Raw genomic sequence first — 14,189 nt, forward strand, 5'->3', positions numbered from 1 at the left:
TTGACTAAAAAGGGGCGCTATGTCACTCGAACCCTTCATTGATTCGAAACCATTTACATTTGGTATTGAACTTGAGATGCAAATCGTGAATACCCACGATTACGATCTGACTAAAGCCGCGTCTGATCTATTGCGGCTGGTCAAGGATGAAACGATTCCCGGCAATATCACACCGGAAATCACCGAAAGCATGATTGAGCTGTCTACGGGCATTTGCACTTCGCATGAGCAGGCGGTGGAGGATCTGCGCAGGATCCGCGACACACTGGTTGCCGCGGCTGACCGGCTGAATGTTGGCCTGTGCGGCGGGGGCACGCATGCGTTCCAGCAATGGAGCGAGCGGCAGATTGTCGATACACCCCGTTTCCAGTACTTGTCCGAGCTTTACGGATATCTGGCGAAACAGTTCACAGTATTTGGTCAGCACGTGCATATTGGCTGTCCAGATTCGAATAGTGCGTTGTATTTGCTGCATTCGATGTCCCGTTTTATTCCACATTTCATCGCTTTATCAGCTTCTTCGCCATTTGTTCAAGGTGTGGATACGGGATTTCATTCGGCCCGGCTGAATTCAGTATTTGCTTTTCCCTTGTCAGGCCGCGCGCCATTTGTACTGACCTGGGACAGTTTTGAAGAATATTTTTCAAAAATGGTCAATACCGGAGTGGTGAATAGCATGAAGGATTTTTACTGGGATATTCGTCCTAAACCCGGGTTTGGCACGATCGAAATTCGCGTGATGGATACACCGCTGTCTGTTGAACGGGCGGCTGCTATAGCCTGCTACATTCAGACGCTGGCGTGCCATTTATTGCTGAACAAGCCATTTATGCCGCATGAAGACGATTATCTGGTTTACACCTTCAACCGTTTCGAAGCGTGCCGTTTCGGTCTGGCGGGTACGTGCATCAATCCTCAGACGGGCGAACGAAAAACGATTTCCGAAGACATTCTGGAAACGCTCGATCTAATCGAGCCACATGCGCAAACATTGGGTTCGGGCAAGGCGTTGGCTGAAATTGGTGCGATCGCACGGAGTCAAGTCAACGATTCGACCTGGTTACGGGATGGGTTCGCCCGTGAGAAATCACTCCATGAAACAACCCGGCAACAATGCTTGCGCTGGCGGGGACAGTAGTTGTTTTCCGCCTGTTTTTTCTTATCTGGTGTTTTCTAACGACATCGGACATTAGCTTTTCCAGATTTTCTGTATACAAACATAGTAATAGTTAACAAGCTCTGGTCTTGCTTGTGGACAACTGAATAATGCCATGGTAAGTCAATGATTTAGCGAACGGACAAGCGTATGGATAAAGCGCTGACGGGATGCTGGAGCTGCGGATAACTTTGCGGGCATGGCATGCAAAACCCCTCTTGTTCAGAATCCGTACACTGTCTTTCAGGCAGGTTATCCCATTGTTATCCACAGCTTGCGCTGGATAACTTAGCTGTGCGATTCTCAGCTCTCGCATAGAATATCGTCCGGGCCGTGTTACGCGATGGCAATTACACATTGCAGTAACCGCCAAGGATGGACTGGAGAGGGGGTACCGACATGCCGGCACAGGCATGCGTAGCAGTTATTTTTGAGATGGTTAGTCGGCCCGTTGGTGTTTTAACGGGGCTGTCCCACACAGATCGACCGCGCAATCTGCATCGGAAGACTGAAAACGCAGCAACATGCTGCCAATAACCCACGAAAAATCATGAGCGACGGTGTATATGGTGATAAGGCTAGCGGGCGGGTGACCCATAGCCTCTTGCGATTAAGTACGGCCATGCGGAGTCAGGCATGGGAATGGGCGGAGGGTGCGAGCCTGACGCCGACCCAGGGCGAGATTCTTGTGCTTCTGATGCAGCGCAAGAGCCCAATGCGTCTCGGAGAAATTGCGCGTGAAACCGCGTTGACCGCCGCCACGACGAGCGATGCGGTGACTACCCTGGAAGGCAAAGGGCTGGTCGAAAAACGTCGTGCGCTGGATGACGGCCGGGCGTTAGCGGTACGGTTGACGGCACGCGGTAAAACGGCGGCTAAACGCGCTGCGCAATGGCCGGATTTTCTGGCAAAGGCAGTGGGGACGTTGCAGGAAAAAGAGCAGTCGCTACTTTATCGCACGCTGCTCAAAACGATCCGCCAGCTTGAAGTGCAAGATGTCATGCCACTCCACCGGATGTGCCTGAGTTGCACCTATTTCGAGCCAGGCAAAAGCGTGAAGAATGCCTCGCATCACTGTGCCGCGCTTGACACGGCCATGGCGGACAGTGATTTGCGTCTGGATTGCGCTCTCCACGTTACGGCTGATATCGCCACGCAGAAAAAGACGTGGAAGATATTCGCGCAGCAAGGTTGACTCCGCTAAACTGCCGGACCGGTCCCGGATAGCCGAGTGTGCTACATCCGGGGTTTGTCTTGCTGCGATGCTTCAGGCGGCGTATTTCTAGTCAACCTCAATAGTGGGAACTGCTGATGAATCACGAAGCTTTGGCTATTCGCCATGTCCACTTCGAAGATTTGGGCAGTTTCGAGCGAGTGTTGGGGGAGCGGGGTTGGCCGGTCCGTTATCTGGATGTGGGCTGCGGCCGGATTGAGGCTCCCGATCCGCTGGCGCAAACATTGATGGTGGTGCTGGGTGGCCCAATCAACGCCTGTGACGATGTGAACTATCCGACACTCAAGCGTTTGGCCTTGATGATCGAAAAGCGCATTGCAGCAGGCTTGCCTACGCTGGGTATCTGTCTGGGTGCCCAGCTTATTGCCAGGGTGCTCGGGGCGAGGGTTTATCCCGCAGACCAGATAGAACTCGGCTGGACTCCACTAAGCCTGACCGAAGCAGGGCGGGCTTCCGCGCTGCGGCATCTTGATGGCAGCCAAACGTCAATGCTGCACTGGCATGGCGATACGTTTGATTTGCCATCTGGTGCCACGCATCTTGCCTCGACGCCTGCATGTGCAAATCAGGCTTTCTCCTGGAATAGCCATGTGCTCGGCTTGCAATGCCACCCTGAAATCTGCACGGACCATTTTGAACCATGGCTCATTGGCCATGCCAGTGAAATCGTACAAGCCGGTGTGAGCGTGCCGCAATTGAGGGCGCAAGTGGCACAACTAGGCCCCGCGCTTGAAGCGGGTGCGCGCCGGATGTTTGGCGAATGGCTGGATCAGCAAGGAACCGTCAAGTTATGAACGGTATGTCGTGGAAGATTCATAGCGTGCTGACGGGACGTATTGCGCTGCTCGGCGAGTTTGGCAAGCTGAGTGCGATTGACAAGCAAGCCGTTAATCAGCGCTTGTGGCTCGGTGAAACCGGGCTCGAGGGTGATCAGCAAGCTGATCCCAAACACCACGGTGGCATGGAAAAGGCGCTGCATCACTATCCATTTGAGCATTACGCGTACTGGCGTGAAGGCTGGCAGGCAGGTGAAGCGAGTCTGGCACAACTGCTGGCGGTACCGGGTGCGTTTGGCGAAAACCTCAGTACTTCCGGCCTGACAGAAGCGGATGTTTGCGTAGGTGATGTGTACCGGATCGGTGGCGCATTGATTCAGGTATCCCAGCCGCGGCAGCCGTGCTGGAAACTCAACGTCCGCTTTGGTCGAGCGGATATGTCGCGGCAAGTTCAGGATACGCGCCGCACGGGTTGGTATTACCGCGTGCTGGAGCCTGGTGAGATAGGTGCGGGCGATTTCCTTGAGCGTCTTGCACGGCCCCATCCGGACTGGTCTATTGAACGTTTGCTGCGCGTGTTGTACGTGGAGCGTGAAAACTGGGCCGCGCTTGCTGAGATGGCGGATCTGGCGACATTGACACCATCATGGCGCACCACGATAACAAAGCGTCTGGCGAGCAGACAAGTCGAATCATGGACCAGCCGTCTGGATACGCCGGGTAACTAATTTACTTATGCCCACCGTTCACGTCCAGGCTAATGGTTGAATATGACAAGTCCAGGCGTGTAGGATGCGGTGCATCGCATGAAGTGAAGTCACGTTTGCTGCTATGCGAGTCTTGGCAAAGCGATCTGTTGCCGTTCATCACAAGGATCTTTCATGAGTTCACGCAGGATCGGGGTACGTCGTTCAGGCGTACACGGTAAAGGTGTGTTTGCCCTTGAGCTGCTTGCTGCGGGTGAACGTTTGATCGAATACAAAGGTGAGCGGATTTCATGGAAAGAAGCGCTGCGGCGTCATCCACATAATCCTGATGAGCCTAATCACACGTTTTATTTCGCGCTTGATGGCGGCGGAGTGATCGACGGAAAAATTAATGGCAACAGCGCACGCTGGATTAACCATTCGTGCGCGCCTAATTGTGAAGCTGAGGAAATTAGCGGGCGGGTTTATATCCATGCATTGCAAGACATTCCTGCAGGCACGGAACTGTTTTACGATTACGGCTTGGTGATTGATGAGCGCCAGACCAAAAAGCTCAGACGCGATTACGAATGCCGCTGTGGTGCAGCTGAATGCCGGGGCACAATGCTGGCGGCCCCAGAAAAATCAAAAAAGCCAAAAAAATCAGAAAAGAAATCCGATAAAAAAACTAAAGTTAAAAAGAGAACCTGAAAAACAGGGGTTATCTGGCACATAATTTCGTGTCCAGTAACGTGTCATTCATTGTTATGTTGAATGCGGTTGCGTAACGAGTGGAACACGAACAATAAAGCGTGCACCACCTTGTGGCGCATTTTCGTAATGCACGCTGCCACGATGCAACACCAGAATGTCCCGAACGATAGCTAGCCCCAATCCAGCACCACTATCGTAGCCGCCATCGTTTTGCCCATCGCCGCGGAAGAATCGTTCAAACAGACCAGCTTGTTGATTTGTGGGCACGCCGTTGCCGTTATCTTCCACGACGGTTTCCGCGATGGCGATGCCGTCGATGATGACTTGTGCCACGGTCAACGTGATTCGTCCACCTTTGGCGCGTGAGGGCGGGACGTATTTCAGTGCGTTATCCAGCAGGTTTGCAATGACCTCATGCAGCAGCACAGGGTTGCCCTGTACGATCAACGGCACGCTATCGTGAGGTGGGTCGAGACGTTGAAAACCTAGATCAACCTGGGCAGCAAGTGCCCGCGGAACCCATTCCGCACCGGTCTCAAACGCCAGTGCTGCCATGTCGATAGCGACAAAGCGTGCAACCTGCTCGCTGGGTTCGGCACGAGCAAGGGATAGCAACTGATTGGAGAGCCGTACCGCGCGGTTGGCCGCTGCACGCAGTTCGTGCACGGCGGTGAGTACCTGCTGCGGCTCGCGCGCGATGGCGGCCTGTTCAGCGTGCAGCTTGATGGCGGTCAAGGGGGTGCGCAACTGGTGTGCGGCGTCGGCGATGAATTTGCGTTGTGCTTCGAGCGCTGTTTTAAGCCGTCCTAATAGCGCATTGAGCGCACCTGTCAGGGGACGGATTTCAATAGGTACTTGAGTTTCGTCGACTGGTTCTAGCGATGTATGCGTTTGCTGGTTTAACTGGTCGGCGAGACGGGTGAGGGGATTGAGCTGCTGGTTCACCACGCGCCAGACGATTGCCCAGCCTGCCAGTAGCAAGAGCAGGAGCGGCATCATGATGGCGATCAGAAACTCAGCCGCAATGCGCAGACGGTGTCCGACCGGTTGTGCAACTTCGACCAGAACGGGTGGACCATTGGACTGGCTCACCTGTACTTGGGCGATGCGCATCCGGGCATTGTTATGTTCTGTTTCGAAAACGAAGGCGTAATGCTTGCGGCGCATGTTACTGCCTTGCAGGGGCAGGGTTGGGTCGCCTGCAATCTCTGTTTTGCCATCCGTGATGCGATAAGACAGTTCGTCCTGGGGATCGGAAAACATCGCCTGGGCGAGGGGGGGGACGGTGCGTGGGGCATCAGGGCCCGCGATCTGGATCTGTTTTGAAACCGCTGTGGCCAGATCAGTGAGTGACCGGTCCACGACATGCTGGGTGTACTGCCAGGCAATCCAGTAAGCGATCAAACCGCTCATCAGGGCAAGCAGCGAAAGCGGTGCGGCGAGGCGTCGCAACAGGGTACGACGCAAGCTATTGGCAGCGGGATAGACCATAGGGGACTGCGCTGGGAACAGACCGTTTTGAGCAATGAGAACACCCGGATGCGCTGAACAGCGCATCCGGGTAGCGAACGCATGAAGTACTCAGATAGCGGGACGAATTTCCTGGAGCAGGTAGCCGAAGCCGCGGACCGTCACGATTTCGATCCGGCAGGATTCGAGTTTTTTTCGCACGCGGTGGATATAGACTTCGATCGCGGTATCACCGAGATCGCCACCGAAATGCGTTAGGTGGTCTTGCAGTTGCGCTTTGCTGACAACGCGGCCGTGGCGAAGCATCAGCATTTCGAGCACGGCGAATTCGCGCGGCGACAGTTCAAGCGCCTTGTCTTCGTTGAAGATACGGCGATCGACACCCGAAAGACGCACGCCGCCCAACGAGACTTCCGGACGTGGTGTGTCGCTGTGCGGGCCGCTGCGGCGCATGATGGCGCGGATCCGGGCTTCGAGCTCAGCGGGTTCGAACGGTTTTAGCAGATAGTCGTCAGCGCCGGAGTTCAGGCCCTGAACGCGGTCGTTTAGTTCATCGCGTGCGGTAAGGATGATGACCGGTGTATGACGGTTGCTCTGGCGGAAGCGCGAAAGCAGCGCCATGCCGTCGATGCCAGGCAGACCGAGATCCAGAATGATGAGTTCGTGACGGTTTTGCGTGAGCGCCTGCTCTGCAAAAATACCGTCATGGACCATATCTACTGTAAAGCCGACTTGTTCGAGGCTGCTTTGAATGCCGCGCGCGATGGGGCGGTCGTCTTCGATCAGGAGGAGTCGCATGGAATTCGCTCAAGTACGATGGGTTAGCCGGTTCTGGCATGTGGTTTGCCGGCGCGCGGCGCACAGCATGCCACGCTGTGACTGACTGATGACGAAACCCTGTCCGGTACTTTAACTAACGAACGGGAAATCGAGATCAATTTCTGGCGTGCCTGTTCACCGTTACACGGCGACGAATTCATGTTGTGCCGGGAGTTCAGCGCGCCCTCTAAGCCATATGCGCTGATGATTGTACAGGTCACGCTGAACTGCCGCAGCAAGCTTTGACCGGGCTGCCATAGGCTTACGGTTTTATTTATTTTTGCTTGTAAAAATGAAGCCCTGATTATCGAATGGCATTCAAAAGCTTTTTATCTCAATGTATGTCTGCGATGAAAACGGGATTCGACGAATCTCAGGTACCCGATGTACCGCTTGAAAGCGCATCAATAAAGCTGGCCAGTTGAATGTCCCGTTCAGTCAGGCCATCGGCATCATGCGTTGAAAGTGTGATGTCGAGCGTGTTGTAGACGTTGAACCATTCGGGATGGTGATTCATTTCCTGCGCCTTGATCGCAACGCGCGTCATGAAACCAAAGGCTTCGTTGAAATCGGCAAAACGTAGATGCCGCTGGATTGCATCACGCCCGGGGATGAGTTGCCACTCCGTCAAGGGGGCGAGCAGTTGGGTGCGTTGTTCGGGGGTCAGGGTCGGAATCATCGTGTTGTCTTGGTTGGCGAAGGGATTCAAACAAAATAGGTTGCAGGTACGGTGCTTGCTGTATGGCGTGTCATCTGCACGTGCATGCAGGTGCATCAATTCATCAGACATCTGCGTCATCGGGCCAGCCTTCCCGGGTGCCCTGCGTCAGCACCTGGTCGCCTGGCTGAATATCGCCTGCGGCAAACGAAGTGCTGTGGACTAGCCTGGCAAGCAACGGAGCGAAATCCGTTTGAGCGACATCGAATAACTGGTCAAAGTCGTTAATGACGAAATACGTTTTTTGGAATGTGTCGATCCTGTAACGCGTTTGCATCACGCGTTCGAGATTGAAGCCAAGCCGGTTCGGCGCTGCGCTTTGCTGGCTGTAGAGCGTTTCACTTTTACTGGACACAATGCCCGCGCCGTAGATCTTCACGCCGTTTGGGCTTGTGGCATCGCGCACCAGACCGAATTCGACCGTGTACCAGTACAGCCTTGCCAGCAAGGTCAGTGCATTGGGATCGGCAATGCTTGCGGCAAGCGCAGCGCGGCCATAAGCGTACATGTAGTCAGCGAAGGCAGGATCAATCAGCAAAGGCACATGGCCGAACAGGTCGTGAAAACAGTCGGGTTCTTGCAGGTAATCGAGCTGGTCTGGGCGGCGCATCCACCATGTAACCGGAAAACGCCGGTTTGCCAAGTGTTCGAAGAACACGTGATCCGGTACGAGTCCGGGCACAGCGACAATTTCCCAGCCAGTGGCAGGCATCAGGCGTGCATTGACTGCTGCGAATGAAGGCACATACTCGGGTGATAGGTCGAGCCGCCTCACGCCCTCAAGAAAAGCATCGCAAGCGCGCCCCTTGAGCAAGGTAGTCTGGCGCGTGTATAGCTGCGTCCAGACGGCGTAATCGACCTTGGTGTATTGATCAATGGGCTGTTCGAGGGTGAAATCGGCGCGAGTTTTAACGCCTGCGTCGAACTGCTCCTGAAGTTTCGCGGTGCGGTGCATGGGCATGATGGGTGCCTGCTCTGAGGAGCATGGAGCTAAATAAAGTGACTCTAGTTTAGGTCGCGGCTCGTGCGGGAAGGGCGCAAAGATCGTGAGCTTCATCTCAGGAATGCGATAATTGCGCATTAAAAGCATATTTGATACGGAAATAAATCATGTTTGAACTTGATCACTTTGATCTCGCGCTTCTCGACTTGCTTCAGCGCTTTGGTCGCGCGACCCATCAGCAACTGGGCGAACAAGTGCCGCTGTCGCCGTCGCAAATCGGCCGACGTTTGCAGCGACTGGAGGCGGTGGGCGTAGTGGAAGGGTATCGGGTCATGCTACGGCCTGAAAAGCTGGGCTTGGGCGTGACGGCGTTTACGAGTCTCAAGCTCAAGCATCACGGGGATTCGATCATCGAGCAGTTCCAGCAGCAAATCGAAGTGCTGCCCGAAGTGCTCGAATGTCACGCGGTGGTGGGCGATGCGGATTATTTGCTGCGCATTGTCGCGCCGGATCTGAATGCGCTTTCTTCGTTCGTGATGAAAAAACTGATGCGTGTGCCTGGCGTGGACAGCGTGCGTTCGAACATCGTGTTAACCACCTTCAAACGCAATGGGCCACTGCCGCTCGGGCATCTCACGCCAGGTGCGGCCGTCAGCCTGTGAGGCCAGCGGCTCAGGGTTGTATTGACGCTGGCGCTGGCGGCCGGTGCTGGGAACGTTATGTGGCAGGAGGATCATCCTGATTGAGCAAATCGACATATGCCACCGCTACAAGATCCGTTTCATGCACGCCGAGCTTGTCGAACAGGGCACGGGCTTCCGCCTGGCCTTCTTCCTCATCGTCGTTCTGGGCCAGTACGACTTCGAGTTCGACAAAGTCGCCTAATCCATCTACCCGATCCAGATGAATCCGCGTGCGTCCCGTGAGATACACCTGACGCTCCTTCGTCACAATGCCGCGCGTGGTCAGCGCGGTGGCAAGTAACGCATGCATCGCTTCGGGATTGGTGACGGGGCTACGGGTGTAGTACGACGCCTTCGGGCTCTCGCAGTCGTCGCGCTGATAGAAAATCAGTTCAGCCGGCGTGCCATCGTCGAACTGGCGCAACTTCAACCGGCCACGTGGCACATCATAGAAAAAATCCTGCTGACGAAAGATAAGGGGTGCCTCGGGCGAGAGTTCAGCGGCACGTGCCCGAAGTTGCTCGAGGTTTTGTGCACGGGCTTTGATTTCGATATTGCGAGCCATATGACTTCCTGTTGAAGGATGAAGGGCGAAGGATGAATTCCGGGTTCAGATCAGCCATTGTTGTTCGATCAGTTTGAGTGCGGCGGCGATGGCGGGTTCGTTGCTGCGTTCCGCCAGTGCGATAAAACTGAGCTGGGTTGGCACGGTGATACCTTCCACCACGGTGAGCGCGTGTGCATGTGCTTCAGCGATAGCCGTGGCATCGCGCACCAGGGTTAGGCCAACGCCTGATTTGAGCAGATCCAGCATCGACGGTTCCTGATCGACTTCGGCGACTTTGACGGGCGTGGCGCCCGCCTCGGCAAAACGCCGTGACAGCAGCCGGTGATGTGCCGAGGCCGGCGGCGTCCAGATCCATGGTAGTTCCGCCAGCGCGCGCCAGTCACGCGCGCCCTTCACTCGTTCACGCCAGCCTGCGGGAGCCAGCACGTGATATTGAAAGTGTGTCAGTGTCAGCGTGGAAAACAGCGTCGCGTTGCGTGTTTCGTCTTCCCCTGGCTGGCCGATGTAATAGCCCACATCCAGCTCGCCTGCGCGAACCCGTTCCAGCACCCAACCTGACATGCCGTGCTGTAGGGCGGTTTCAACATGCGGCCAGGTTTCAACCAGCTGTTTTAAAAATCCCCCCAACCGTAAAAAAGCCGGATCGAGGATCGTGCCGATTCGCAGCCGCCCACGCACCTCTTGGTGCAATGCGATAGCGGCGCGCTGAACTTCTCCGACTGCACTTAACGCACGTTCGACATGAGGCAGGAGCGTTTGGCCGTCATGCGTCAGCACGAGGCCGTGCGACGTGCGGGTGAAAAGGCTCATGCCGAGCGCGTTTTGCAAATGCTTGATTTGCAGGCTCACGGCAGGTTGGGTCAGATGTAGCTGGGCTGCGGCGCGCGTCAGGTTGCCTTCGCGTGCGACGGTGACAAATGCCCGGAGAAGAGTCAGGTCCATGTCTTGATATTAGCCCGGCTTATATCGCATGTGAGCCGAACTCATTGGATTTTCTGCTGCATTGCCGCTTACGCTGCTGGGCGAGCGGGATGGTTGCGGTGCTTTTTTCGTGTGCCGTGCGCCCTTTCACGAATATTCCATTCACTGAACACTGAATAGCGACAGAGGATAGACATCATGAGCGAGACCGATCAAGGCGCCACCCAGGTGCGGACCTTGCCCCATGTCATAGGTGGCCAGGCTATAGCGGGTGCCAGTGGGCGCTTTGGCGACGTATTCAATCCTGCGTTAGGCGAGGTGACGGCGCGCGTCCCGCTGGCCAGCGTTGCTGAGGTGGATGCCGCGGTGGCAGCGGCCAAAGCCGCTTTCGCCGCGTGGAGCGAGACAGCGCCGATCAAGCGTGCCCGCGTGCTGTTCAAGTTCAAGGAGTTGCTGGACCGGCATCACGATGAACTGGCGGAGCTGATTACCCGCGAGCATGGCAAGGTGCGTGGGGATGCCCATGGCGAGGTCATGCGCGGCATTGAGATTGTCGAATTTGCCTGCGGTATTCCGAATCTGTTGAAAACGGATTTCACGGACCAGATCGGCGGGGGATTGATAACTGGAATTTGCGTCAGCCGCTCGGTGTAGTGGCGGGCGTCACGCCCTTTAATTTCCCGATGATGGTGCCATGCTGGATGTTTCCTCTCGCTATCGCCTGCGGCAATACGTTTGTGCTGAAACCCTCGGAGCGCGACCCATCGGTGGCGATTCGTCTGGCGCAACTGCTGAAGGAAGCGGGTTTGCCCGATGGGGTTTTCAACGTCGTGCATGGCGACAAGGTCGCGGTTGATGCGTTGCTGGCCCATCCCGATGTCAGCGCGCTGTCGTTTGTCGGTTCGACACCGATTGCGGAATACATCTACACCGAGGGCACGAAGCGCGGCAAACGTGTTCAGGCGCTCGGCGGTGCGAAGAATCATCTGGTTGTGATGCCCGATGCCGATCTGGATCAGGCAGTCGATGCCTTGATGGGGGCCGCTTATGGATCTGCCGGTGAGCGCTGCATGGCGATTTCCGTGGCGGTCGCGGTGGGTACGGTTGCTGAGGAACTGATTGCGCGTCTCGCGCCAAGAGTAAAAGCACTGAAGATTCGTAATGGCCTGGATGCCGATGCTGAGATGGGGCCGCTGGTGAGCGCTGGGCATCGGCAGAAAGTAGAAGGCTATATCGAAGCCGGGATTGCCGCGGGCGCGAAGCTGGTGGTGGATGGTCGTGGGCATCAGGTCGCAGGGCACGAACGCGGGTTTTTTCTGGGTGGCACGCTGTTCGATCAGGTGCAGACTGGGATGACGATTTATCAGGAAGAAATTTTTGGGCCGGTGCTGTGCATTGTGCGAGTGCCTGATCTGGCTTCGGCGGTGACGTTGATCAACGCACATGAATTTGCCAACGGTGTGTCGTGCTTTACCTCGGATGGCGGGGCGGCACGCGCGTTTTCACGGCAGATTCAGGTAGGCATGGTGGGGATCAATGTGCCGATTCCAGTGCCTATGGCATGGCATTCGTTTGGCGGCTGGAAGCGCTCGCTTTTTGGTGATCACCATGCGTATGGCGAAGAAGGCGTGCGTTTTTATACGCGCTACAAGAGCATCATGCAGCGCTGGCCGGACAGCATTGCCAAAGGGGCGGAGTTCACCATGCCCGTTGCCAGTTGATTCAAGTTACCCAGGTGCCACCCAGGTGAAGCCGATCACGCACGAAATGCACGGAATGCACGGAATGCACGGAACACACGATAAGGCGCGGGCTCAGGTGGGGGCGGTATTCGACTACATCGTCGTGGGCGCGGGCACGGCGGGGTGTGTCCTGGCCAACCGTTTGAGCGAGGACGCTGGGGTGTCGGTGCTGCTGGTCGAGGCGGGCGGCAAAGACACGTACCCATGGATCCACATCCCGGTAGGTTACTTGTATTGCATCGGTAATCCGCGTACAGACTGGCTTTATCAAACGCACGCTGAACCGGGTCTGAATGGGCGTTCGTTAGCGTATCCGCGTGGCAGGGTGCTGGGTGGCAGTTCGTCGATCAACGGCATGATTTACATGCGCGGCCAGCGTGAGGATTACGACGAATGGGCGAATCTGACACAGGATAGCGCCTGGTCGTGGGATGCGGTTTTGCCGGTATTTAAACGCAGCGAAGATCACTACGGTGGCGCGAATGCATGGCATGGCGCGGGTGGGCCATGGCGTGTCGAGCGCCAGCGTCTTTCGTGGACCCTCCTCGATGCTTTTGCCCAGGCGGCTCAGCAAATGGGTCTGCGCGCGACGGATGATTTCAATCGCGGTGATAACTCAGGGGTCGGCTACTTCGATGTGAACCAGAAGCGTGGCATACGGTGGAGTGCGGCCAGGGCTTTTTTACGCCCCGCCTCTGGACGCCCGAACCTGACCGTATGGACCCATGCTCATGTGCAGCGTCTTGTGTTTGAAGGTCAGCGTTGCCGTGGCATTGCATATCGCTGCGATGGCGTTGAACAAACCGTACGGGCACGCTGCGAGGTTGTGCTCAGCGCGGGTGCGGTGAATTCACCACAATTACTTGAGCTGTCCGGCATTGGTGCGGCAGCTCGCCTGCGCAACCTGGGTCTGGATGTGCGTCAGGATTTACCCGGTGTAGGTGAGAATCTTCAAGATCATTTGCAGTTGCGTATGTCGTATCGGGTGAATGGTGTGTCCACCCTGAATACAGCTTCGGCGCACTGGTGGGGCAAGACACGTATTGCTCTGGAATATGCGTTGTTCCGGCGTGGAGCGATGTCGATGGCACCCTCCCAACTGGGCGTCTTTGCGCGCTCTGATCCGGACCATCCTGCTCAGGGACGGCCCGATCTGGAGTACCACGTCCAGCCGTTATCGCTGGAGCGTTTCGGAGAGCCCTTGCATCGCGTCAATGCATTTACTGCCTCAGTGTGTTCATTACGTCCCACTTCGCGTGGCAGTGTGCATATTGAATCACGCGATCCTCATGTACCTCCCTTGATTGCTCCGAACTATCTGGCAACGGACGAAGACCGGCATGTTGCAGCGAATGCCTTGCGTCTGACGCGCCGAATCATCGCGGCACCCGCGCTAGCGCGCTATCAGCCACAAGAGTTACGGCCTGGCATGGCTTACCAGACCGAAGCAGAACTGCAGCAAGCCGCAAGCGAGATCGGCACGACTATTTTTCATCCTGTGGGCACGTGCCGCATGGGTCAGGTGAGTGACCCTTTGGCGGTGGTTGACTCGCATCTGCGCGTGATCGGTGTAGCCGGGCTGCGTGTGGTGGATGCCTCGGTCATGCCGGTGATTACCTCAGGCAATACGAATTCACCCACGTTGATGATCGCTGAACGTGCGGCCGGGTTACTGCGTGCGGCACGCCGCCAGCGCACGGTGGATTAAGCGGTATTCGTGTAAACGCATTGCACCAGATAGATGCGCTAGACGATATTC

The 14,189-nt window shown here is 56.1% G+C and carries 13 protein-coding genes and 2 pseudogenes; 9 read left to right on the forward strand and 6 right to left on the reverse strand.

The annotated features are described in order from the left end of the window. Positions 1-19: 19 nt before the first annotated feature. The 5 genes from GH657_RS01175 to GH657_RS01195 all read left to right on the forward strand — a co-directional run bounded on the left by GH657_RS01175 (position 20) and on the right by GH657_RS01195 (position 4,563). Positions 20-1,138, forward strand: coding sequence for a YbdK family carboxylate-amine ligase (locus tag GH657_RS01175; RefSeq protein ID WP_153099009.1), 1,119 nt, complete (start codon positions 20-22; stop codon positions 1,136-1,138). A gap of 568 nt (positions 1,139-1,706) precedes the next feature. Next, entirely contained in the window at positions 1,707-2,351 is a 645-nt protein-coding gene (locus GH657_RS01180) for a MarR family winged helix-turn-helix transcriptional regulator (RefSeq protein ID WP_153099010.1), read from the forward strand. 116 nt (positions 2,352-2,467) lie between these two features. Then, positions 2,468-3,184 carry a glutamine amidotransferase gene (locus GH657_RS01185; protein ID WP_153099011.1) on the forward strand — a complete coding sequence of 239 codons (717 nt, stop codon included), beginning with the start codon at positions 2,468-2,470 and terminating at the stop codon, positions 3,182-3,184. Continuing rightward, positions 3,181-3,894, forward strand: coding sequence for an MOSC domain-containing protein (locus GH657_RS01190; RefSeq protein WP_153099012.1), 714 nt, complete (start codon positions 3,181-3,183; stop codon positions 3,892-3,894). The genes GH657_RS01185 and GH657_RS01190 overlap by 4 nt, the downstream gene beginning before the upstream one ends. A 153-nt stretch (positions 3,895-4,047) precedes the next feature. Further along, a complete protein-coding gene (locus tag GH657_RS01195; protein ID WP_153099013.1) occupies positions 4,048-4,563 on the forward strand; it encodes an SET domain-containing protein in 516 nt (171 codons plus the stop codon). Positions 4,564-4,617: 54 nt separating this feature from the next. Here GH657_RS01195 and GH657_RS01200 read toward each other — a convergent pair whose 3' ends face one another. Then, a complete protein-coding gene (locus tag GH657_RS01200) occupies positions 4,618-6,057 on the reverse strand; it encodes a sensor histidine kinase (RefSeq protein ID WP_153099014.1) in 1,440 nt (479 codons plus the stop codon). A gap of 90 nt (positions 6,058-6,147) precedes the next feature. Next, positions 6,148-6,834 (reverse strand): response regulator, encoded by a 687-nt coding sequence (locus tag GH657_RS01205; RefSeq protein WP_153099015.1) that lies wholly within the window; start codon positions 6,832-6,834, stop codon positions 6,148-6,150. Positions 6,835-6,933: 99 nt separating this feature from the next. Here GH657_RS01205 and GH657_RS01210 point away from each other — a divergent pair. Next, positions 6,934-7,071 (forward strand): annotated as a pseudogene (locus tag GH657_RS01210) (DUF3717 domain-containing protein); the annotation flags it as partial. 157 nt (positions 7,072-7,228) lie between these two features. On the opposite strand, the gene GH657_RS01215 reads toward GH657_RS01210, so the two are convergent. After that, the gene (locus tag GH657_RS01215) at positions 7,229-7,564 is read right to left on the reverse strand and encodes a 4a-hydroxytetrahydrobiopterin dehydratase (protein WP_425495745.1); all 336 of its coding nucleotides are present in this window, start codon (positions 7,562-7,564) and stop codon (positions 7,229-7,231) included. Positions 7,565-7,637: 73 nt separating this feature from the next. Continuing rightward, positions 7,638-8,534 carry a phenylalanine 4-monooxygenase gene (phhA, locus tag GH657_RS01220; RefSeq protein ID WP_220094825.1) on the reverse strand — a complete coding sequence of 299 codons (897 nt, stop codon included), beginning with the start codon at positions 8,532-8,534 and terminating at the stop codon, positions 7,638-7,640. A 149-nt stretch (positions 8,535-8,683) separates the two neighbouring features. On the opposite strand from phhA, the gene GH657_RS01225 reads away from it, so the two are divergent. After that, complete coding sequence (locus GH657_RS01225) at positions 8,684-9,178, forward strand: Lrp/AsnC family transcriptional regulator (protein ID WP_153099017.1); 495 nt, start codon at positions 8,684-8,686, stop codon at positions 9,176-9,178. A gap of 55 nt (positions 9,179-9,233) precedes the next feature. Here GH657_RS01225 and GH657_RS01230 read toward each other — a convergent pair whose 3' ends face one another. Next, positions 9,234-9,764, reverse strand: coding sequence for a class IV adenylate cyclase (locus GH657_RS01230; RefSeq protein WP_153099018.1), 531 nt, complete (start codon positions 9,762-9,764; stop codon positions 9,234-9,236). A 45-nt stretch (positions 9,765-9,809) separates the two neighbouring features. Further along, on the reverse strand, positions 9,810-10,709 hold the full coding sequence (locus tag GH657_RS01235) for a LysR family transcriptional regulator (protein WP_153099019.1): 900 nt from the start codon (positions 10,707-10,709) through the stop codon (positions 9,810-9,812). A 177-nt stretch (positions 10,710-10,886) separates the two neighbouring features. On the opposite strand from GH657_RS01235, the pseudogene GH657_RS01240 reads away from it, so the two are divergent. Then, positions 10,887-12,409: pseudogene (locus GH657_RS01240) on the forward strand (CoA-acylating methylmalonate-semialdehyde dehydrogenase). A 64-nt stretch (positions 12,410-12,473) separates the two neighbouring features. Further along, entirely contained in the window at positions 12,474-14,138 is a 1,665-nt protein-coding gene (locus GH657_RS01245) for a GMC family oxidoreductase (RefSeq protein WP_153099020.1), read from the forward strand. Positions 14,139-14,189: the final 51 nt, after the last annotated feature.

It is taken from the genome of Paraburkholderia hayleyella, from assembly GCF_009455685.1.
Lineage (GTDB): Bacteria > Pseudomonadota > Gammaproteobacteria > Burkholderiales > Burkholderiaceae > Paraburkholderia > Paraburkholderia hayleyella.